Source organism: Bradyrhizobium sp. MOS001, assembly GCF_004634465.1.
Lineage (GTDB): Bacteria > Pseudomonadota > Alphaproteobacteria > Rhizobiales > Xanthobacteraceae > Bradyrhizobium > Bradyrhizobium barranii.
In genome coordinates, this window is record NZ_SPVJ01000035.1 from 59,496 (window position 1) to 79,158 (window position 19,663).

Sequence of the window (19,663 nt, forward strand, 5' to 3'; positions counted from 1 at the left end):
GCGTTCGCCTTGCAATGATGTATTTTACATCATTGTACATGCTCCAGATATCACTTATAAACTCTGATACGTGAGGCCACGGTGATCACGTCGTTCCAGATGCGGGCAGCCCGCGCGCTGCTTGGCATTGACCAGAAAGCCCTGGCCGAGCTCGCCGGCGTTTCGCTGCCGACCATCCAGCGGATGGAGGCCAGCACCGGCAATGTGCGCGGAGTGGTCGAGACCTTGATCAAGGTGGTCGAGGCGTTCGACCGGGCCGGCGTCGAGCTGATCGGCGAGCAGGCCCGCAGCGACAGCGGCGGGCGGGGCGTTCGCCTGAAGGAGCCGGGACCGCCGCGCCGCGTGGGAGCATGATCGCGTTGATCGTGCTCGGGATGAGCTAGCGCATCGTCGCACGCGCGCGCTGCACGATGCACCGGAGCATTGTGGGCAGCGGAGCACTCTGCGGACATGAGCATCACTGGCGAACACGCAGGCAAGCTGCATCAGCTGCGTCGACCGACCTTTGCCGAACTCTATCTCCCCAAGCTCGTCACCGTCTGGCGCGAAGGCTACGGCCTCGCGGATCTCCGCGCCGATGTGTTCGCGGGCCTGACGGTTGCCATCGTCGCGCTGCCGCTGTCGATGGCGATCGCAATCGCCTCGGGCGTGACGCCGGACCGCGGGCTCTACACCGCTGTCGTCGGTGGCTTCATCGTGTCGCTGCTCGGCGGCAGTCGCTTCCAGATCGGCGGGCCCGCCGGCGCCTTCATCGTGCTGGTCGCGGTCACCGCGGAGCGGCACGGCGTCGACGGCGTCATCCTCGCCACCCTGATGGCGGGCATGGTCCTGATCGCCGCGGGCCTGTTGCGGATCGGCACCTACATCAAGTTCATTCCCTACCCCGTCACGGTCGGCTTCACCGCGGGCATCGCCGTGATCATCTTCGCCAGCCAGCTCCGCGATCTCGGCGGGATCACGCTGGCCGGGAAAGAGCCCAGCGAATTCGTGCCGAAACTCGTTGCGCTCGCCGCAGGCCTGCACACGATCAATCCCTCCGCCGTCGCGGTCGCGATCGTCAGCATTGCCGTCATCGCCGGCCTGCGGCGCTGGCGGCCGTCCTGGCCCGGCATCCTGATCGCGGTCGTGCTCGCGGCGGTCGCGACTGCCGTGCTGTCGCTGCCGGTCGAAACCATCGGCAGCCGGTTCGGCGGCATTCCGCGCGAATTGCCGTCGCCGGCTCTGCCGGCGTTCTCGTTTGCGAAGACGATGGCCGTGCTGCCGGATGCGATCTCGTTCGCGCTGCTCGCCGCCATCGAATCGCTGCTGTCGGCGGTGGTGGCCGACGGCATGACCGGTCGCCGCCACCGCTCCAATTGCGAGCTGGTGGCGCAAGGCGCGGCCAACATCGGCTCGGCGTTGTTCGGCGGCATCTGCGTCACCGGCCTGATCGCGCGCACCGCCACCAACATCCGCGCCGGCGGACGCGGGCCGCTCGCGGGCATGCTGCATTCGGTCTTCCTGCTGCTGTTCATGCTGATCGCAGCGCCGCTCGCGAGCTACATCCCGCTGGCCGCGCTGGCCGCCGTGCTCGTCGTCGTCGCCTGGACCATGGCGGAGAAGCACGAATTCGCAACGCTCTTGCGCTCATCCTGGGGCGATGCCGTCGTACTGCTTGCGACCTTCCTGCTCACCATCTTCCGCGACCTGACCGAAGGCATCCTGGTCGGGTTCGCGCTCGGCGCGGTGCTGTTCATCCACCGCATGGCGGAGATGACGGGCATCGAGGAGCGCTCCCCGCTGGTGGCCGCCGATCGTCCCGATGACGGCAATGGCGAGCGCGTGCCTTACGATCCCGCGCTCGCCATCGATCGCGACGTGCTGGTCTACCGCATCACCGGCGCGTTCTTCTTCGGTGCCGCCTCGGCAATCGGAAACGTGCTCGACGGCATCGCCGACCAGCGCAAGGGTCTTGTGGTCGATTTCGCCGCGGTGCCGTTCCTGGATTCGACGGCCGCCAACGTGCTCGGTCGCGTCGCCGTCAAGGCGCACCGCCACGGCATCCGGCTGTTCATCACGGGGGCGTCGCCCGCGGTTCGCCGCGCGCTGCTCACCCACGGCGTGACGCCGCCGCGTGCGCGCTATCGCGCGACGATCGCGCGTGCCGTCGCCGACATCAAGGGAGGCGCGGCGCGGCCCGTGGCCGATGACGCGGCCGCGACCTGACGGCAGCGCACTTCTCAAGCCGGCCGATTTGATCGAGACTGCCGCGTCACGGCGGTGGTGCAGGGAATGCTGGATTCGCGTCGCAATATTGCGCTGGCCTGCACGCTCAGCATGCTGGCGGGCTATGTCGACGGCATCGGCTTCCTGCATCTCGGCGGCCTGTTCGTCTCGTTCATGAGCGGCAACTCCACGCGTCTCGGCGTCAGCCTTGCCGAAGCGCAGTGGTGGCAGGCCGCCAGCGCCCTGGGCCTGATCGCGCTGTTCGTGGCCGGAGCTGCGGCCGGCAGCCTCGTCGTGCTCGGCGGCGGGGCCGAGCGGCAGCCCTGGCTGCTCCTCATTGAAACCGGGCTGCTTGCGGGTGCCGGACTTTGCCATGCCTACGGCCTGTCGAACCTCGCGATCGCGGCCATCGTGCTCGCGATGGGCCTGGAGAACGCCGTGTTCCAGATCGACGGCGGCGCGGGCCTCGGCCTCACCTACGTCACGGGCGCGCTGGTCAAGGTCGGCCAGTTCCTCGCGGTAAGCCTCACCGGCGGGCCGCGCTGGAATTGGGCGCCGAACCTGCTGTTGTGGGCGGCGCTCGTTGCGGGCTCGGCGAGCGGCGCGCTCGGCTATGCCTGGATCAACCTCGCCGCGATCTGGTTCGCCGCCGCCGCGGCGCTGGCTTTGGCTGCGATCGCGGCCGCGGCGATGCGGCGGCCGCGCGCTTGACAGAGCCGGCGGGACGCGAAATGGATCGGCCTCGAACACGACCCGAGGGACAGATGACCGCGCTCAGGACTCCCGCAGCCTGTTTGATCGGATGGCCGGCCGCGCATTCGCGCTCGCCGCTGATCCATCGTTACTGGCTGCGCACGCTCGGGATCGAGGGAGGCTACGTCATCGAGGCGGTCCCGCCCGAGGATCTGCGCGACTTCGTGCTGCGGCTGTCGCTGCGCGGCTTCGTCGGCGCCAACGTCACCATCCCGCACAAGGAAGACGTGCTGGCGCTGTCCACGCCCGATGCGCGTGCCAGGGCCGTCGGCGCTGCGAACACGCTTTGGTTTGCCGACGGCGAGCTGCGCTCGACCAATACCGATGTCGAAGGCTTCATCGGCAATCTCGATGCCGGAGCGGCCGGTTGGGACAGCGCGGAAGAGGCATTGGTGCTCGGGGCCGGCGGTTCCTCGCGCGCGGTCGTGTTCGGCCTGCTCGAACGCGGCATCAAGCGCATCCACCTCGCCAACCGCACCGTCGCGCGCGCCGAGACGCTGGCAAAGCAATTCGGGCCGAACGTGCATCCGATTCCCTGGGACGGCATCAACGACGTGCTGCCGCGCGCAAGACTTCTCGTCAACACGACCTCGCTCGGCATGCACGGCCAGCCTTCACTCGATGTCGACGTGGCGCGCCTGCCGGACGGGGCGGTCGTCGCCGACCTCGTCTATGTTCCCCTGGTGACGCCGCTGCTGGCGGCTGCGAAGGCGCGCGGCCTGAACACCGCCGACGGTCTCGGCATGCTCCTGCATCAGGCGGTGCGCGGCTTCGAGCTGTGGTTCGGCCAAAGGCCTGCTGTCACGGCCGAGCTGCGTGCACTGGTCGAGGCCGATCTCACAAAGACTTGAAAGGGTAACGGCGAATAGCACCCCACCTCCGGAGTTCTATCCCCGTGGGGACAATCCGGAGACCGTCATGCCTGTTCAACGTGCAACTTTCACACGTCCGCTCATCGCCGTCGCGATGGTGGCCGCTTCCACCCTCTATGCCGTCGCGCAGAGGGCGCCGGTGCCGACGCGCGTGCGCGGCACGATCGAGAGCGTCAATGGCGACACCATGCAGGTCAAGTCGCGCAGCGGCGAGGACGTCAAGCTTCGCATCGCCTCTGACGTGAATGTGTCGGGCGTTACCAAAATTTCACTCGCCGACATCAAGGTCGGCTCCTTCGTCGGCGCCACCACGGTGCCGGGTCCGGACGGCGGCCAGAACGCGGTCGAGGTCCACGTGTTTCCGGAGAGCATGCGCGGCACCGGCGAGGGCTCGCGGCCCTATGACCTCAAGCCGAACTCCACCATGACCAACGCCACGGTGTCGGAGAGCGTGGTCGGCAATGACGGCCATACGCTGCTGGTGAAATACAAGGACGGCGAGAAGAAGGTGTTCGTGGCCGACAACACGCCGGTCGTGACCTTCGTGCCCGGCGACAAATCCGAGCTGAAGGCCGGGGCAAAAGTCGTCGCCTTCATGAAGCAGCTGCCGGACGGCTCGTTTGAAACCAACCGCGTCAGTGTCGGCCTCGACGGCCTGACACCGCCGATGTGAAGGAGAATCGCAACATGTCGAAATCAAGCTGGATGCCGCGCCTGTTCGTAGCGGCGTTCGCCGTCGCTTCCATGTTCTCCGCCTCGGCGCAGCAGTCGCCGACGGTCCGCATCCGCGGCACCATCGAGAGCGTCGACGGCAACACCCTCGGCATCAAGACGCGCGAAGGCAGCGACGTCAAGGTGCGCATGACCGACAACGTCGCGGTCTTCGCCGTGGTGAAGACCTCACTGTCGGAGATCAAGGAAGGCTCCTATATCGGCGTCACCGGCATGCCCCAGCCCGACGGCACGCAGAAGGCGATCGCGGTGCACATCTTCCCCGAGAACCAGCGCGGCGCGGCCGAAGGTTTTCGTCCCTGGGATGCGCGCGCCAACTCGACCATGACCAACGCGACCGTGGCGCAGACGGTGGAAGGCACCGACGGCCAGAACATCACCGTCAAGTACAAGGACGGCGAGAAGAAAGTGGTGGTGCCGCCGGATACGCCGATCGTCACCTTTGTCGCCAGCGACAAATCCGAGATCAAGCCCGGCGCCAAGCTGATCATCTTCGGCGCGGCGAAGAAGGAGGACGGCTCGCTCGAGGCCAACCGGGTCAATGTCGGTCGCGACGGGATTACGCCGCCGATGTGAGGGACTAGCGCTGAACTCGTAGGGTGGGCAAAGGCGCACTTGCGCCGTGCCCACCACTTTCCCGCGTTTCGCGAAATTGGTGGGCACGCTTCGCTTTGCCCACCCTACGGCGCTGCCGCTACGCCTCACACCGCAATGATGTGATCGTCGATCTCGTCGATCCTGTTGACGCCGCACAGGCCCATGGTCGTGAGCAGCTCCTTCTGGATGATGTCGATCGCCTTGGCGACGCCGGCCTGGCCGCCGGCACCGAGGCCATGGGCGTAGGCGCGGCCGATCATGCAGGACTTTGCGCCGAGCGCGAGCGCGCGCATCACGTCCTGGCCGGAGCGGACACCGCCGTCGAACATGATCTCCATCTGCGAGCCGACTGCGTCGACGATCTCCGGCAGCGCCTCGATCGAGGACGGTGCGCCGTCGAGCTGACGGCCGCCATGGTTGGAGACGACCAGCGCCTGGGCGCCCGTCTTCGCAGCGAGCTCGGCGTCCTCGACGTCGAGGATGCCCTTCAGGATCAGCTTGCCCGGCCAGATGCTGCGGATCCACTCGATGTCGTTCCAGTTCAGCGAGGTGTCGAACTGCGAGTTGATCCAGGTCGACAGCGAGGTGATGTCGTCGCTGACCTTCAGATGACCGGCGAGATTGCCGAAGGTGCGGCGCTTGCCCTGCAGCACGCCCGACACCCAGGCCGGCTTGGTGGCGAAATCGATCAGCTTCGACAGCGACCATTCCGGCGGCACCGTCATGCCGTTCTTGATGTCCTGGTGGCGCTGGCCGATCACCTGGAGATCGACGGTCAGCACGAGCGCGCTGCATTTCGCCGCCATCGCGCGCTGGATCAATTCCTTGATGAAGCCGCGGTCCTTCATCACGTAGAGCTGGAACCAGAACGGCTTCTCGACATTGGCGGCGATGTCCTCGATCGAGCAGATCGACATCGTCGACTGCGTGAACGGGATGCCGGCGGCCTGCGCGGCGCGGCAGGCGTGAATCTCGCCGTCGCCATGCTGCATGCCCAGGAGGCCGACGGGCGCCAATATCAACGGCATGGTCGAGGACTCGCCGAGGATCATGGTCGAGGTGTCGCGCCTGGAGACGTCGACAAGGACGCGCTGGCGGAACTTGATCGCCTGCATGTCCTCGCGGTTGGCGCGCAGCGTTTCCTCGGCATAGGAGCCGCGGTCGCAATAGTCGAAGAACGCCTTCGGCACGCGGCGCTGATGCAGCGTGCGAAGATCGTCGATACAGGTGATGTGCTTCATGAACGTTTCCCCGGCCCGTCTTGCATCAGAAGTCTTGCTTCAGAAGTCTTGCATCGGAAGATCGAGGGGTCATCTAGCATGGTTGGATGCACAGCCAAATCGTTTGGGAGGAGGGCGCCATGAGCAAACCGCGCGGCCAGCCGACACCGGAAGAGATCAAGGAGAAGCAGGATCTCGACGACGCGCTGGAGGAGGGTCTGGAAGAGACCTTCCCGGGGTCCGATCCCGTCAACGTCACCCAGCCGGCGCCGAGCCGCCAGGACGGCCATGTGAAGCGCTCCGACTAGGGGCGGGTTCCGCTCCGTTCCGCCCTGTCGGCCGGAAATATAGTGCTAACAATAAGTTACTGGGGCGCCTTGGGCCCGGTCCCGTAATGATTAATCACATTTTTTGAAGCCAAGTTGGCCGCGAAGGCATTATAACGTCTCAGCAAATCAGGGATGCGGGTCCCTTTCGGGCATCCCGTAGTTGTAGAGGGGTCCCTGGTTGTTGCGTGGGGGACGATATGAGCCGCAAATATTTCGGGACGGACGGGATCCGGGGCCGCGCCAACGGACTGATCACGCCGGAGCTCGCGCTCAAGGTCGGCCAGGCCGCAGGCCTTGCGTTTCAGCGTGGTGACCATCGCCACCGGGTCGTGATCGGCAAGGACACGCGTCTGTCCGGCTACATGATCGAATATGCGATGGTCGCGGGTTTTACCTCGGTCGGCATGGACGTGCTGCTGGTCGGCCCGATGCCGACGCCGGCGGTGGCGATGCTGACCAAGTCGATGCGCGCCGATCTCGGCGTGATGATCTCGGCCTCGCACAATCTGTTCGAGGACAACGGCATCAAGCTGTTCGGCCCGCAGGGCTTCAAGCTCTCCGACGACGTCGAGAAGCAGATCGAGCAGCTGCTCGACGAATCCCTCGACAAGCGGCTCGCTCAGAGCGCGAGCCTCGGCCGCGCCCGCCGTATCGACGGCGTGCATGACCGCTACATCGAATTCGCCAAGCGCACGCTGCCGCGCGATCTCTCGCTCGACGGCCTGCGCGTCGTGGTCGATTGCGCCAACGGCGCCGCTTACAGGGTGGTGCCGGAAGCGCTGTGGGAATTGGGCGCCGACGTCGTGCCGATCGGCGTCGAGCCCGACGGTTTCAACATCAACAAGGAATGCGGCTCGACCTCGCCGGAAACGCTGTCGAAGAAGGTGCGCGAGATGCGCGCCGACATCGGCATCGCGCTCGATGGCGACGCCGATCGCGTCATCCTGGTCGACGAGCGCGGCCACACCGTCGACGGCGACCAGCTGCTCGCGGTGATCGCGCAGAGCTGGAAGGAAGACGGCCGGCTGTCGCGGCCGGGCATCGTCGCCACCGTGATGTCCAATCTCGGCCTCGAACGCTTCCTCAAGGGGCAGGGGCTCGATCTCGTGCGCACGCCGGTCGGCGACCGCTACGTGCTCGAGCAGATGCTGAAAGGCGGCTACAATCTCGGCGGCGAGCAGTCCGGCCACATCATCCTGTCCGACTATGCCACCACCGGCGACGGCTTCGTTGCGGCGCTGCAGGTGCTGGCCGTGGTGCAGAAGCTGCGCCGGCCGGTGTCGGAGGTCTGCCACCGTTTCGACCCGCTGCCGCAGATCCTGAAGAACGTCCGCTACAAGAGCGGCAAGCCGCTCGAGGATTCCGACGTCAAATCGGCGATCTCCGACGGCGAGAAGCGGCTCAACGGCCACGGCCGCCTTCTGATCCGCTCGTCCGGCACCGAGCCCGTGATCCGCGTCATGGGCGAGGGCGAGGACCGCCTGCTGGTCGAGGACGTCGTCGACACCATCGTCTCCGCGCTCGGACAGGCGGCGGCCTGAGGCGCATCGCTACGCGAAGCACGATCGTAGCCCGGATGGAGCGCAGCGAAATCCGGGGATCGCGCCCGCGGACATAGACGTCCCGGATTACGCTTCGCTCCATCCGGGCTACGAAATCCCCGGACCCTGATGGTGAGGAGCCCGCCAACGGCGGGCGTCTCGAACCAAGCGGGGCGTGTCGCCTCGCAGTGAAACCGGCACGTGCATTCCAGCCATCGACGATTGGCGGTGGTTCGACTGCAGAGAGCATCGTAGTTAGGCGGTGCGGCAATCTGCCGTGCCCGCCGGGATGCTCCATTGAACAAGCCTGTCGTCGTCTCCGAGGAAACGCTGACCGAACCGGTCGTCGTCAGCGACGTGGCGCCCGCCGCCCGGGCTGCCGCCGGGCCGGCCTATGTCGTGCTTGCCGGCATCAGCTTCTCGCACTTCCTCAACGACACCATGCAATCGCTGATCGCCTCGGTGTATCCGATCCTGAAGGACACCTACGCGCTCGACTTCGCGCAGATCGGCATGATCACGCTGGCCTTCCAGTTCACGGCCTCGCTGCTCCAGCCGGTGGTCGGGCACTACACCGACAAGAAGGCGCAGCCCTATTCGCTGTCGATCGGCATGGCCTCGACCTTCTTCGGCCTGCTGCTGCTCAGCGCCGCGCACCAATATCTCGTCATCCTGATTGCTGCCGCGCTGGTCGGCCTCGGCTCGGCGGTGTTTCATCCTGAATCCGCGCGCATCGCGCGGCTCGCCTCCGGCGGTCGCTACGGTTTTGCGCAATCGGTGTTCCAGCTCGGCGGCAGCTTCGGCACGTCGATGGGACCGGTGCTGGCGGCGCTGATCGTGGTGCCGTTCGGGCAGGGCAGCATCGCATGGTTCTCCTCGATCGCGTTCCTCGCGATCCTCATCCTCTGGCGCATCGGCCGCTGGTACGAGCCGCAGATCAAGGCGAAGAAGACGGCGACGGTTCAGGCCCATCCCGACGCGCCGAGCTCGCGCCGCGTCGCGGTCGCGCTTGCCGTGCTGGTGGCGCTCTTGTTCTCGAAGCAGCTCTACGTCTCGAGCCTGTCGAGCTACTACATCTTCTATCTGATCGACCGCTTCGGCGTGTCGACGCAGGCGGCGCAGATCTATCTCTTCATCTTCCTCGCCGCGAATGCGGTCGGCGCGTTCTTCGGCGGTCCGCTGGGCGATCGCTTCGGCCGCAAGATCGTGATCTGGATCTCGATCCTCGGCGCGCTGCCGTTCACGCTGGCGCTGCCTTATGCCGGGCTCTATGCGAGCGCGGTGCTGTCGGTGATCATCGGCCTGATCATCTCCTCGACGACGTCGTCGATCATCGTGTTCGCACAGGAGCTGGTGCCGCACCGCTTCGGCATGATCTCGGGCGTGTTCTTCGGTGTTGCCTTCGGCATCGGCGGCTTGGGTGCCGCCGTGCTCGGCAAGCTCGCCGATCACACCTCGATCGAGTTCGTCTACCAGGTCTGTGCCTGGCTGCCGGCGATCGGCCTGCTTGCGGTGTTCCTGCCCAAGCTGCCGCGGCACCTGCGTTAACAAATCCTGTCTCGCTGCATTGCGGCTTCATCAATCGTTAGCAATTGGGGGCGCCGGGGCGCCGCATTTTTGCAACGCTTCTGCTGCATGCGCGCGAGTGGTGAGAAAAAATCAACCTTAAAAATTAGGGTTAAGTGGCGCTTAAACATTTGGTGCCATCGTCCTCCCGTGAGTTTCCAGAACGTGGGGCGTCAGCATTTTGCCTCACCGGCCATAAGGACGAAGCCAAATGCGTAGCGTTAAGTCTCTCCTTGCCGCAGGTGCGGCGACCCTCATCTCGTCGATGGCGTTCGCCGCCGATATGCCGATCGCCGCTCCGCCTCCCATGTACGCGCCGCCGGCTCCGCCCGCCGACTTCGGCGGCTGGTATCTCCGCGGCGACATCGGCATGACCAACCAGAGCGCCAAGCGGATCGACAGCGCGACCGCGCAGACGTTCCCGACCCAGACCGTGGGCCTCGGCTTCGACAGCTCGCCGCTGTTCGACCTCGGCGTTGGTTATCGCTTCAACAACTGGTTCCGCACCGACGTGATCGGCCAGTATCGCGGCAAGGCCAATCTGCACGGTTCGGACAATGTCACGCTCAGCGCGACCGACTTCGAAGCCAACAACTACTCCGGCAGCAAGTCCGAGTGGGTCGTCATGGCCAACGCCTATGTCGATCTCGGCACCTGGTGGTGCATCACCCCCTTCATCGGCGCCGGTGTCGGCGGTTCCTACAACAAGCTCAGCGGCTTCCGTGACGACGGCACCCGGATCAATCCCGGCGGGCTCTCCAACAGCGTGACCTACTTCGCCGACAACGGTAAGTGGAATTTCGCCTGGGCCGCCCATGCCGGTCTCGCCTACAAGGTCAGCCCCGGCCTCACCGTCGAACTCGCCTACAGCTACATGGATCTCGGCGACGCCAATCCCGGCAACTTCCGCGCCTACGACAACAGCATCTCGGGCCCGTCGACGATCAAGGTCAAGGACATCACCTCGCATGACGTGAAGCTCGGCGTGCGTTGGGATCTGAGCAGCCCGCCGGCCTACATGCCGCCGCCGCTCGTCACCAAGGGCTGATCGTCAGCTCCATCGCTTAACGTCTCTTAACGGCGCGGGATCATCCCGCGCCGTTTTGCTTTGCATATTTTTCATGGCGGGCGGCGACGAAAACGTCAGACGCAACCATTGGTTAAGGTTAACGAGCCATGATCACGAGTGAAAGTTCGAGTTCGATGGAGCGTTGCAATGCGTAGGCTGATGTTGGCGGCGGCGATGTTGGGGACGGCGTCTGCCGCGCAAGCGGCCGACATGCCGGATCTGCCCATCCTGCGCGGCTCGTTCACCGACGGCCTGACCAACTCGCGGCCGAATTGGGAGGGCGGCTACGTCGGCGCCCAGGCCGGTTACGGGGCCTCCGACGAGAACTTCAACGGTTCGACCAACAACATGATGGCGGCGCTGCTGGCCGACACGTTGATCGAGTCGGAAATGGGTGTCTCGCAGTGGAATCTGGGCCTCGGCAAGGCCTCCCGCCGCACCACCGGATACGGCTTCTTCGCCGGCTACAATGCCCAGTGGGACGATGTCGTCCTCAGCCTGGAAGCAAGCTACCTCCACGGCTCCTTCGGCGGATCGGCCACGGCCAGCGAAGCCCGCAGCAACCAATTGTCCGACGGTAACGTGCACTCGGTCACGGCGAGCTCGACGTCTTCGATCGCGATCAAGGATATGGCAACATTCCGCGGCAGGGCCGGTTATGCGTGGGGATGCTTCCTGCCCTACATGTTCGCCGGACTCGCGCTCGGAAATGCCGACATCACGCGGTCTGTGAGTGCGCAGGATTTCGTGACCCCGGCCGGCGTTCTGCAGGGGCCGATCTCCTCGACCGACGTGCAGCACAACCATCTGATCTACGGCTACAGCGCCGGTCTCGGCGTGGACATCAATCTCGTGGGCGGTCTCTTCATGCGCGCCGAGTGGGAATATATCCGCTTCGCCGCCCAAGTGGACACCAACATCAACACCGTTCGCGCGGGCCTCGGCTACAAGTTCTGATCTTGTGCGCCGGGGCAATTGACAGGCCCGGTCAGTCCTGATGCTCTGTCGCTCCAAAACGGGGCGACGGCGATGAAGATCTACGGCGACACGAATTCCGGCAATTGCCTCAAGGTGAAGTGGGTCTGCGACAAGCTCGCGCTGCCTTACCAATGGATCGAGATCGACACCCGCAAGGGCGAGACGCGCACGCCGCAATTCCTTAAAATGAACGGCGCCGGCCAGGTGCCGACCGTCGAACTCGACGACGGCCGCACGCTGGCGCAGTCCAATGCCATCATCCGCTATCTCGCCCGCGACAGCGCGCTCGTTCCGCGCGATGCCTTCACTGCGGCCAAGATGGACGAATGGCTGTTCTGGGAACAGTACAGCCACGAGCCCTATATCGCGGTGTGCCGCTTCCAGCTGGTCTATCTCGGCAAGGATGCGTCCGAGCTCGATCCTGACAAGGTCAAGCGCGGCTATGCGGCGCTCGACCGCATGGAGCAGCATCTTGCGGCGAGCCGCTTCCTCGCCGGCGACCTGATTTCGCTCGCCGACGTCTCGCTGCTCGCCTATACCCGCCTCGCGCATGAAGGTGGCTTCGATCTCGGCCGCCATGCCGCCATCCGCCGCTGGATCGGCGAGGCCGAAGCCTGGCTCGGCCTTCCACCGGCGCGCTGAGAGTCGCGCTGATTCTTGGAGTTTCCCGACATGAACGAGAAGTCCGTCTCCATCCGTCCCGCGCGCCGCGAGGACGTTGCGGCGATCGTCGCCATGCTTGCCGACGATCATCTCGGGCGTGCCCGCGAGCGCGTCGAGGATCCCTTGCCTGAGTCCTATTACCAGGCGTTCGAGCAGGTCGCGCGCGATCAAAATCTCACGCTCGTGGTGGCAGAGAGCGAGGGCAGGGTGGTCGGCTGCCTGCAGCTCGCGATCTTGCCGGGCATCAGCACGCAAGGCGGCATCCGCGGTCTGCTCGAAGATGTCCGCGTTGCTTCCGATTGTCGCAGCCGCGGCATCGGCGAGCAGCTGGTGCAATGGGCGGTCGCGGAAGCGAAAGCGCGCGGCTGCAATCTGGTCGAACTGCTGACGCATCAGACGCGAACAGATGCGCAGCGCTTCTACAAGCGGCTCGGGTTCGCTGCGAGTCACGTCGGCATGACTGTCCGCTTTTGACGCAGCTCGTCGCGAGCCTTGCGCGATCAGCAAATTCGGATCGCGCATTCGTTCATATTAAGAGCCGGTAAACTACCCAGCCGTCGTTCACGTTGAGCCGGGAACGAACGGTGCTACGGCAGCGTCAGACACCGGGCTCGGTCGGTTCGGGGATTTCGATGACAAGCTATTCCATGATCAAGGTCGGCAACGATTACGTCGTGCAGGCCAATGACAAATGCATTTTGAAAGTCGGCAGCCGCCGTCGTGCAGCGCAATTGATCAGCGATGCCACGGACTTGCTGAACGCGCTTGCCGTGGTGGAATCCCCCAAGATTGCGCCGGAAGCGCCTTCACTCCAGCGTGAGACGCCGGAACTTCCTTGACGACTCTTCCCGTTTCCCGTATCAGCCGCGGCGGGACACCTCCCCCCAACGGGAGGCTTACTATCTGGAAGGGTAGATCATGACTGTAGCGAAGCCCGCTTCGCGGCCGAACGTGCCGCATTTCTCCTCCGGCCCCTGCGCCAAGCGCCCCGGCTGGAACGCCCAAAATCTCAAGGACGCAGCGCTCGGCCGCTCGCATCGCGCGAAGGTCGGCAAGACCAAGCTCAAGCTCGCGATCGATCTGACGCGCGAAGTGCTTGAAGTGCCCGCCGATTATCGCATCGGCATCGTGCCGGCCTCCGACACCGGCGCGGTCGAGATGGCGCTGTGGTCGCTGCTCGGTGCACGGCCCGTCACCACGCTCGCCTGGGAATCCTTCGGCGAAGGTTGGGTCAGCGACATCGTCAAGGAATTGAAGCTTAAGGACGTCACCAAGCTCAACGCTGCTTACGGTGAGATCCCCGATCTCTCGAAGGTCGATCCCAACAGCGACGTCGTCTTCACCTGGAACGGCACCACCTCCGGCGTACGCGTGCCGAACGCCAACTGGATCAGCGCGACCCGCGAAGGCCTGACCATTTGCGACGCGACCTCGGCCGCGTTTGCGCAGCCGCTCGACTGGGCCAAGCTCGATGTCGTCACCTTCTCCTGGCAGAAGGCGCTCGGCGGTGAAGCCGCGCACGGCATGCTGATCCTGTCGCCCCGCGCAGTGGAGCGGCTCGAGACCTACAAGCCGGCCTGGCCGCTGCCAAAAATCTTCCGCATGACCAAGGGCGGCAAGATCAACGAAGGCATCTTCGTCGGCGAGACCATCAACACGCCGTCGATGCTGTGCGTCGAGGACTATCTCGATGCGCTGAACTGGGCCAAGTCGATCGGCGGCCTGAAGGCGCTGATCGCGCGCGCCGATGCCAACACCAAGGTGCTGGCCGACTGGAAGGCGAAGACGCCCTGGATCGACTTCCTGGCCAAGGACGCCGCCATCCGCTCCAACACCTCGGTGTGCCTGAAGTTCACCGATCCCGCGATCACCTCGCTCTCCGAGGACGCGCAGGCCGACTTCTCCAAGAAGCTGGTCGCGCTGGTCGAGAAGGAAGGCGCGGGCTACGACTTCGCCTACTACCGCGATGCACCGGCCGGCCTGCGCATCTGGTGCGGCGCCACCGTCGAGGCGAAGGACGTCGAGCTGCTCACGCAGTGGATCGACTGGGCGTTTGCCGAGACCAAGGCGCAGCTCGCCAAGGCGGCTTAGTTTTTTTCACCTCTCCCCGTTCTTGCGGGGAGAGGTCGGATCGCGCCTGGCGATGCGAACCATCGTCCAGCAGCAGTCCGGGTGAGGAGCTCTCTCCGCTTGCACCTTCGCCTGTGGCTGCCGCTCACCCCAACCCTCTCCCCGTAAGAACGGGGAGAGCGGGAAGACAAAGCTTCTTCACTCAGTTCCGGCCGTCGCAGGCCGATCCTCCCGTTAGGGAAGGCGAAGGATCATCCCCATGACCAAACCCAAAGTTCTCATTTCCGACGCGCTCTCTCCCGCTGCCGTGCAGATCTTTAGGGATCGCGGCGTCGAGGTCGACTTCCAGCCCAATCTCGGCAAGGACAAGGACAAGCTTGCCGAGATCATCGGCAATTACGACGGTCTCGCGATCCGCTCCGCGACCAAGGCGACCGCAAAAATCCTGGAGAAGGCGACCAACCTCAAGGTGATCGGCCGCGCCGGCATCGGCGTCGACAATGTCGAGATTCCCGCCGCCACGGCCAAGGGCATCATCGTGATGAACACGCCGTTCGGCAATTCGATCACGACCGCCGAGCACGCCATCACGCTGATGCTGGCGCTCGCCCGCGAGATCCCGCAGGCCGACGCTTCGACCCAGGCCGGCAAGTGGGAGAAGAACCGCTTCATGGGCGTCGAGATCACCGGCAAGGTGCTCGGCGTCGTCGGTTGCGGCAACATCGGCTCGATCGTCGCCGACCGCGCGCTCGGCCTCCGCATGAAGGTCGTCGCCTTCGATCCGTTCCTGTCGCCGGAGCGCGCCAAGGACATCGGTGTCGAGAAGGTCGAGCTCGACGATCTCTTGAAGCGCGCCGATTTCATCACGCTGCACACCCCGCTCACCGAGAAGACCAAGAACATCATCGACGCATCCGCGATCGCCAAGATGAAGAAGGGCGTGCGCCTGATCAACTGTGCCCGCGGCGGCCTCGTCGACGAGCAGGCGGTGGTCGATGCGCTCAATTCCAAGCACATCGCGGGCGCCGCCTTCGACGTCTTCGTCGAGGAGCCCGCCAACGCGAACGTGCTGTTCGGCCATCCCAACGTGATCTGCACGCCGCATCTCGGCGCCTCCACCACGGAAGCGCAGGAGAACGTCGCGCTCCAGGTCGCCGAGCAGATGTCGGATTACCTGCTCACCGGCGCGATCTCGAACGCCGTCAACTTCCCGTCGATCACGGCGGAAGAGGCGCCGAAGCTGAAGCCGTTCATCTCGCTCGCCGAGAAGCTCGGCTCGTTCGCCGGCCAGCTCACCGAATCCGGCATCCTCAAGGTGCAGATCACCTATGAGGGCCACGTCGCCGAGATGAAGATCAAGGCGATCACCTCGGCCGTGCTGTCGGGCCTGCTGCGGCCGATGCTCGGCGAGGTCAACGTGGTGTCGGCCCCCGTCGTCGCCAAGGAGCGCGGCATGGTGGTGGACGAGATCGTGCGCGCCGCCCAGAGCGACTATGAGAGCCTGATTACCGTCACGGTGGCAACGGAGCGCCAAGAGCGCTCGGTCTCCGGCACCGTGTATCATGACGGCAAGCCGCGCCTCGTCGACGTCAAGGGCATCCGCGTCGACGCCGAGTTCGGCAAGTCGATGATCTACGTGACCAACGAGGACAAGCCGGGCTTCATCGGCAAGTTCGCGAGCCTCCTCGGCGACGCCAAGATCAACATCGCAACCTTCCATCTCGGCCGCGTCGCGCCGGGCTCCGATGCCATCGCGCTGATCGAGGTCGACGGCGTCGTGCCGCCCGATCTGCTCGCCAAGGTGCAGGCCCTGCCGCAGGTCAAGCAGGTCAAGGCACTGACGTTCTGAGGCGCTCGCGCGCCACGGAATGACGGCCGTCATATATTCCGACCTGCGGAACAACCACGCCGCCCTCCCGAGAGGGCGGCGTTTTTGTTGATGCTGCGGCCCGCTTTATTTCTCCCAAGCCAGTCGAACTTTGTGTACCAATGGCGCCCAAGAACGCCTCGTACCAACGCCTCCGTACCATTGTTCGAAAGGGAGAAAACAATGCGTGAAGCCGTCATCGTTTCCTATGCACGCACGGGCCTCGCCAAGTCCGGCCGCGGCGGGTTCAACATCACGCCGCCGATGTCGCTGGCCGCGCATGCCATTCATCACGCGGTCGACCGCGCCGGCGTCGAGAAGGACTATGTCGAGGATTGCTATCTCGGCAATTGCGCCCATGGCGCGCCGAACATCGGCCGCCAGGCCGCGCTGCTCGCCGGCCTGCCTACGACCACGGCCGGCGTTTCCGTGAACCGCTTCTGCTCGTCGGGCCTGCAGACCATCGCGATGGCCGCCAACTCGATCCGCTCCGACGGCGCCGACTGCATCGTTGCCGGCGGCGTCGAGAGCATCTCGATTCCGGGCGGCGGCTCGCCGAAGGAATCGATCGATCCGGAGTTGCTCAAGGTCGCGCCCGATATCTTCATGGCGATGATCGACACCGCTGACATCGTCGCCGAGCGCTACAAGCTCAGCCGCGAATACCAGGACGAGTTCTCGCTGGAATCGCAGCGCCGCATGGCCGCGGCCCAGCAGGCGAACAAGTTCAAGGACGAGATCGTCCCGATGAAGACCAGGATGAAGGTCGTCGACAAGCAGACCAAGGCGGAATCGATCGTCGACTACGTCGTCGATCGCGACGAGTGCAATCGCCCCGAGACCACGCTGGAAGGCCTCGCCAAGCTCGAGCCGGTGAAGGGCCCCGGTAAGTTCGTCACCGCCGGCAATGCCAGCCAACTCTCGGACGGCGCCGCCGCGGTGGTGCTGATGGAAGCCAAGGATGCCGAGAAGCGCGGCCTCAAGCCGCTCGGCCGGTTCGTCGCCTGGGCAACGGCCGGCTGCGAGCCCGACGAGATGGGCATCGGCCCGGTGTTCGCGATCCCGAAGCTGCTGAAGCGCACCGGCCTGAAGATCGACGACATCGATCTGTGGGAGCTCAACGAGGCCTTCGCCAGCCAGTGCCTCTACTCGCGCGACAAGCTCGGCATCGATCCCGCCAAGTACAACGTCAATGGCGGCTCGATCGCGATCGGTCATCCCTTCGGCATGACCGGCGCGCGTCTCACTGGCCACATCCTCCAGGAAGGTGCGCGCCGCAAGGCCAAGTGGGGCGTCGTGACCATGTGCATCGGCGGCGGCCAGGGCGGCGCCGGCCTGTTCGAGATCTACAGCTGAGATAAGCCACATGAATGTGAAAAGGCACGGCGCCGCAAGCGCCGTGCCTTTTTCGTTGCGGATCGATCGTCACGAAACTATACAGTTCGTGTCGGAAAAGGCAGATTTGGTCTGGTAAGCCCAAATCCTTTCGGTAACGAAAGCTCTGGTCTTTGGCCTTGTGCACGAGATCCCCGCGACGAACATCGGACGCCACCAGGGCGCCCAATCGTTCGTCCGTGTGATTCTCAAGCCCAGGGAACGCTCCGGTCGAACATCGACCTCAGGAGCGTCCCATGCACGATCAATCTTCGAATCCATACGACGTCGTCATTGCCGGTGCCGGTCCCGTCGGCCTGTTTCTCGCGTGCGAGTTGCGGCTCGCTGGTCTCCAGGTTCTGGTGCTGGAGCAATCGCAAGATTCGCATTCGGCCCTGAAGCAACTCCCGTTTGGCCTGCGCGGTCTTTCGCTCCCCACACTCGAGGCCTTTCACCGGCGCGGCCTGCTGGAACAGATTGTGGCCGCGCAGCAGCTTGCCTCAGGCGCGATCAAGAGCTCAGCCCACTGGATGCAGCAGACGCGACGGCCCGCGGGTCATTTCGCCGGCATCCAGTTCTATCAGGACAACATCGATGTCACGAAGTGGTCCTGGCGTCTGCCAACGTCGGCCGATGCCAACCTTGCCGTCGATATGGAAACGCTCGAATCCGTTCTGGCTGCGCGCGCATGCAGCATGGGCGTCGAGATCCGGCGCGGTTTTGGCGTGAATGCCGTTGTCGCCTCGAGCAAAGACGTGACAGTGCAGGCGGCCGGCGAGACCTTCCGGGCACGCTGGCTCGTCGGATGCGACGGCGCCCGCAGCACGGTACGCAAGACTGGCGGCTTTGACTTCGTCGGCACCGACCCCGAGTTCACGGGCTATTCCATCGATGTCGAGCTGGCCGATCCGGACAAGCTTCGTCACGGCCGCAACTACACGCTCGCCGGCATGTATACCTATGCGCAGCCCGGGACGATCGCGATGGTCGATTTCGACGGCGGAGCTTTCCACCGGACCGAGCCGATCACGCGCGAGCATGTGCAGAGCGTCCTGCGTCGCGTCTCCTGCACCGACGTCACCGTCACGGCGCTTCGGCTCGCCGCCACCTGGACGGATCGGGCCCATCAGGCAACCACGTATCGCAGAGGGCGGGTGCTCCTCGCGGGCGACGCTGCTCACATCCAATCGCCGCTGGGCGGCCAGGGCCTCAATCTCGGTCTCGGCGATGCGATGAACCTGGGCTGGAAACTGGCGGCGACGATCCGCAGGCAAGCACCGGCCGATCTCCTCGACAGCTATTCGCGCGAGCGGCATCCTGTGGGCGCGCAAATCCTCGACTGGTCGCGCGCGCAGGTCGCGATCATGCGGCCGACGCCGAGCGCCCGCGCACTTCAGGCCATCATTCGCGATCTCGTCGAGACCCGCGACGGTGCCACCTATTTCGCCGAGCGCGTGCGCGGCGTTTCGCTCCGCTACGATCTCGGTGGCAGCCATCCGCCTGTCGGCCGGAGTGCTCCCGATTTCGAATTGCGCGACGGGACGACGGTTGGAGAACGCCTCAGGACGTCGAAAGGCCTGCTGCTGGATTTCGACGCGCGTTCACCGCTTCAGGCGCTGGCAAGTCGCTGGGGCGACCGGATCACCTATGTCGCGAGCGAGGCGAGGGATCGGCTGGGTCTGAGCGCCGTGCTGCTGCGTCCCGATGGCTTCGTCGCGTGGGCCAGTGACGGCATATCCGACGATAAGGAGGCTGCTCAGGCGGCGGCGAGATGGTTCGGTGACCCCACGATCACGTCTGCGTAGCCCGCATGCGCGGAGCGATATG

19 protein-coding genes are annotated in these 19,663 nt (G+C 65.0%); 18 read left to right on the top strand and 1 reads right to left on the bottom strand.

The features are described from left to right. Window positions 1-81: 81 nt before the first annotated feature. The 6 genes from CT676_RS31170 to CT676_RS31195 all read left to right on the top strand — a co-directional run bounded on the left by CT676_RS31170 (window position 82) and on the right by CT676_RS31195 (window position 5,138). The gene (locus CT676_RS31170; RefSeq protein ID WP_014492044.1) at window positions 82-354 is read left to right on the top strand and encodes a helix-turn-helix transcriptional regulator; all 273 of its coding nucleotides are present in this window, start codon (window positions 82-84) and stop codon (window positions 352-354) included. Between the two features lie 96 nt (window positions 355-450). Continuing rightward, window positions 451-2,205, top strand: coding sequence for a SulP family inorganic anion transporter (locus CT676_RS31175; protein WP_135216028.1), 1,755 nt, complete (start codon window positions 451-453; stop codon window positions 2,203-2,205). 66 nt (window positions 2,206-2,271) lie between these two features. Continuing rightward, a complete protein-coding gene (locus CT676_RS31180) occupies window positions 2,272-2,916 on the top strand; it encodes a YoaK family protein (RefSeq protein ID WP_085399309.1) in 645 nt (214 codons plus the stop codon). Window positions 2,917-2,969: 53 nt separating this feature from the next. Next, the gene (locus CT676_RS31185) at window positions 2,970-3,809 is read left to right on the top strand and encodes a shikimate dehydrogenase (RefSeq protein ID WP_085399310.1); all 840 of its coding nucleotides are present in this window, start codon (window positions 2,970-2,972) and stop codon (window positions 3,807-3,809) included. Between the two features lie 67 nt (window positions 3,810-3,876). Further along, window positions 3,877-4,503 (top strand): hypothetical protein, encoded by a 627-nt coding sequence (locus CT676_RS31190; protein WP_085399311.1) that lies wholly within the window; start codon window positions 3,877-3,879, stop codon window positions 4,501-4,503. Window positions 4,504-4,517: 14 nt separating this feature from the next. After that, window positions 4,518-5,138 (top strand): hypothetical protein, encoded by a 621-nt coding sequence (locus tag CT676_RS31195; RefSeq protein ID WP_085399319.1) that lies wholly within the window; start codon window positions 4,518-4,520, stop codon window positions 5,136-5,138. Window positions 5,139-5,263: 125 nt separating this feature from the next. Here the strand turns inward: CT676_RS31195 and CT676_RS31200 are convergent, their stop codons facing one another. Continuing rightward, the gene (locus tag CT676_RS31200) at window positions 5,264-6,400 is read right to left on the bottom strand and encodes an alpha-hydroxy acid oxidase (protein ID WP_014492050.1); all 1,137 of its coding nucleotides are present in this window, start codon (window positions 6,398-6,400) and stop codon (window positions 5,264-5,266) included. Between the two features lie 119 nt (window positions 6,401-6,519). On the opposite strand from CT676_RS31200, the gene CT676_RS44410 reads away from it, so the two are divergent. From CT676_RS44410 to CT676_RS31255, 12 genes are all read left to right on the top strand, one after another. Then, window positions 6,520-6,687 (top strand): hypothetical protein, encoded by a 168-nt coding sequence (locus tag CT676_RS44410; protein ID WP_166103414.1) that lies wholly within the window; start codon window positions 6,520-6,522, stop codon window positions 6,685-6,687. A gap of 218 nt (window positions 6,688-6,905) precedes the next feature. Beyond that, complete coding sequence (gene glmM / locus CT676_RS31205) at window positions 6,906-8,249, top strand: phosphoglucosamine mutase (protein WP_063985528.1); 1,344 nt, start codon at window positions 6,906-6,908, stop codon at window positions 8,247-8,249. A 297-nt stretch (window positions 8,250-8,546) separates the two neighbouring features. Further along, complete coding sequence (locus CT676_RS31210; RefSeq protein ID WP_063985527.1) at window positions 8,547-9,797, top strand: MFS transporter; 1,251 nt, start codon at window positions 8,547-8,549, stop codon at window positions 9,795-9,797. Window positions 9,798-10,026: 229 nt separating this feature from the next. Beyond that, complete coding sequence (locus CT676_RS31215) at window positions 10,027-10,863, top strand: outer membrane beta-barrel protein (RefSeq protein ID WP_028151808.1); 837 nt, start codon at window positions 10,027-10,029, stop codon at window positions 10,861-10,863. 168 nt (window positions 10,864-11,031) lie between these two features. After that, window positions 11,032-11,841 (top strand): outer membrane beta-barrel protein, encoded by an 810-nt coding sequence (locus tag CT676_RS31220; RefSeq protein ID WP_193560917.1) that lies wholly within the window; start codon window positions 11,032-11,034, stop codon window positions 11,839-11,841. 72 nt (window positions 11,842-11,913) lie between these two features. After that, a complete protein-coding gene (locus tag CT676_RS31225) occupies window positions 11,914-12,504 on the top strand; it encodes a glutathione S-transferase family protein (RefSeq protein ID WP_085399312.1) in 591 nt (196 codons plus the stop codon). 30 nt (window positions 12,505-12,534) lie between these two features. Next, the gene (locus tag CT676_RS31230; RefSeq protein ID WP_085399313.1) at window positions 12,535-12,999 is read left to right on the top strand and encodes a GNAT family N-acetyltransferase; all 465 of its coding nucleotides are present in this window, start codon (window positions 12,535-12,537) and stop codon (window positions 12,997-12,999) included. A 173-nt stretch (window positions 13,000-13,172) separates the two neighbouring features. Beyond that, window positions 13,173-13,364: a hypothetical protein gene (locus tag CT676_RS31235; protein ID WP_014492058.1), complete on the top strand. Its 192-nt coding sequence runs from the start codon at window positions 13,173-13,175 to the stop codon at window positions 13,362-13,364. A 79-nt stretch (window positions 13,365-13,443) separates the two neighbouring features. Continuing rightward, on the top strand, window positions 13,444-14,616 hold the full coding sequence (locus CT676_RS31240) for a phosphoserine transaminase (protein ID WP_085399314.1): 1,173 nt from the start codon (window positions 13,444-13,446) through the stop codon (window positions 14,614-14,616). Window positions 14,617-14,854: 238 nt separating this feature from the next. Further along, complete coding sequence (serA, locus tag CT676_RS31245) at window positions 14,855-16,444, top strand: phosphoglycerate dehydrogenase (RefSeq protein ID WP_085399315.1); 1,590 nt, start codon at window positions 14,855-14,857, stop codon at window positions 16,442-16,444. A 201-nt stretch (window positions 16,445-16,645) separates the two neighbouring features. After that, window positions 16,646-17,818, top strand: a complete 1,173-nt coding sequence (locus CT676_RS31250; protein ID WP_085399316.1) for an acetyl-CoA C-acyltransferase — start codon at window positions 16,646-16,648, stop codon at window positions 17,816-17,818. A 275-nt stretch (window positions 17,819-18,093) separates the two neighbouring features. Then, window positions 18,094-19,641, top strand: coding sequence for an FAD-dependent monooxygenase (locus tag CT676_RS31255; RefSeq protein ID WP_135216029.1), 1,548 nt, complete (start codon window positions 18,094-18,096; stop codon window positions 19,639-19,641). Window positions 19,642-19,663: the final 22 nt, after the last annotated feature.

Excerpts from the sequence above, each read along its gene's own strand:
- CT676_RS31175 (WP_135216028.1), top strand. The coding sequence starts at position 451 with ATGAGCATCACTGGCGAACACGCAGGCAAGCTGCATCAGCTGCGTCGA.
- CT676_RS31180 (WP_085399309.1), top strand. The coding sequence starts at position 2,272 with ATGCTGGATTCGCGTCGCAATATTGCGCTGGCCTGCACGCTCAGCATG.
- CT676_RS31185 (WP_085399310.1), top strand. The coding sequence starts at position 2,970 with ATGACCGCGCTCAGGACTCCCGCAGCCTGTTTGATCGGATGGCCGGCC.
- CT676_RS31190 (WP_085399311.1), top strand. The coding sequence starts at position 3,877 with ATGCCTGTTCAACGTGCAACTTTCACACGTCCGCTCATCGCCGTCGCG.
- CT676_RS31195 (WP_085399319.1), top strand. The coding sequence starts at position 4,518 with ATGTCGAAATCAAGCTGGATGCCGCGCCTGTTCGTAGCGGCGTTCGCC.
- CT676_RS31200 (WP_014492050.1), bottom strand. The coding sequence starts at position 6,400 with ATGAAGCACATCACCTGTATCGACGATCTTCGCACGCTGCATCAGCGC.
- CT676_RS44410 (WP_166103414.1), top strand. The coding sequence starts at position 6,520 with ATGAGCAAACCGCGCGGCCAGCCGACACCGGAAGAGATCAAGGAGAAG.
- glmM (WP_063985528.1), top strand. The coding sequence starts at position 6,906 with ATGAGCCGCAAATATTTCGGGACGGACGGGATCCGGGGCCGCGCCAAC.
- CT676_RS31215 (WP_028151808.1), top strand. The coding sequence starts at position 10,027 with ATGCGTAGCGTTAAGTCTCTCCTTGCCGCAGGTGCGGCGACCCTCATC.
- CT676_RS31220 (WP_193560917.1), top strand. The coding sequence starts at position 11,032 with ATGCGTAGGCTGATGTTGGCGGCGGCGATGTTGGGGACGGCGTCTGCC.
- CT676_RS31225 (WP_085399312.1), top strand. The coding sequence starts at position 11,914 with ATGAAGATCTACGGCGACACGAATTCCGGCAATTGCCTCAAGGTGAAG.
- CT676_RS31230 (WP_085399313.1), top strand. The coding sequence starts at position 12,535 with ATGAACGAGAAGTCCGTCTCCATCCGTCCCGCGCGCCGCGAGGACGTT.
- CT676_RS31235 (WP_014492058.1), top strand. The coding sequence starts at position 13,173 with ATGATCAAGGTCGGCAACGATTACGTCGTGCAGGCCAATGACAAATGC.
- CT676_RS31240 (WP_085399314.1), top strand. The coding sequence starts at position 13,444 with ATGACTGTAGCGAAGCCCGCTTCGCGGCCGAACGTGCCGCATTTCTCC.
- serA (WP_085399315.1), top strand. The coding sequence starts at position 14,855 with ATGACCAAACCCAAAGTTCTCATTTCCGACGCGCTCTCTCCCGCTGCC.
- CT676_RS31250 (WP_085399316.1), top strand. The coding sequence starts at position 16,646 with ATGCGTGAAGCCGTCATCGTTTCCTATGCACGCACGGGCCTCGCCAAG.
- CT676_RS31255 (WP_135216029.1), top strand. The coding sequence starts at position 18,094 with ATGCACGATCAATCTTCGAATCCATACGACGTCGTCATTGCCGGTGCC.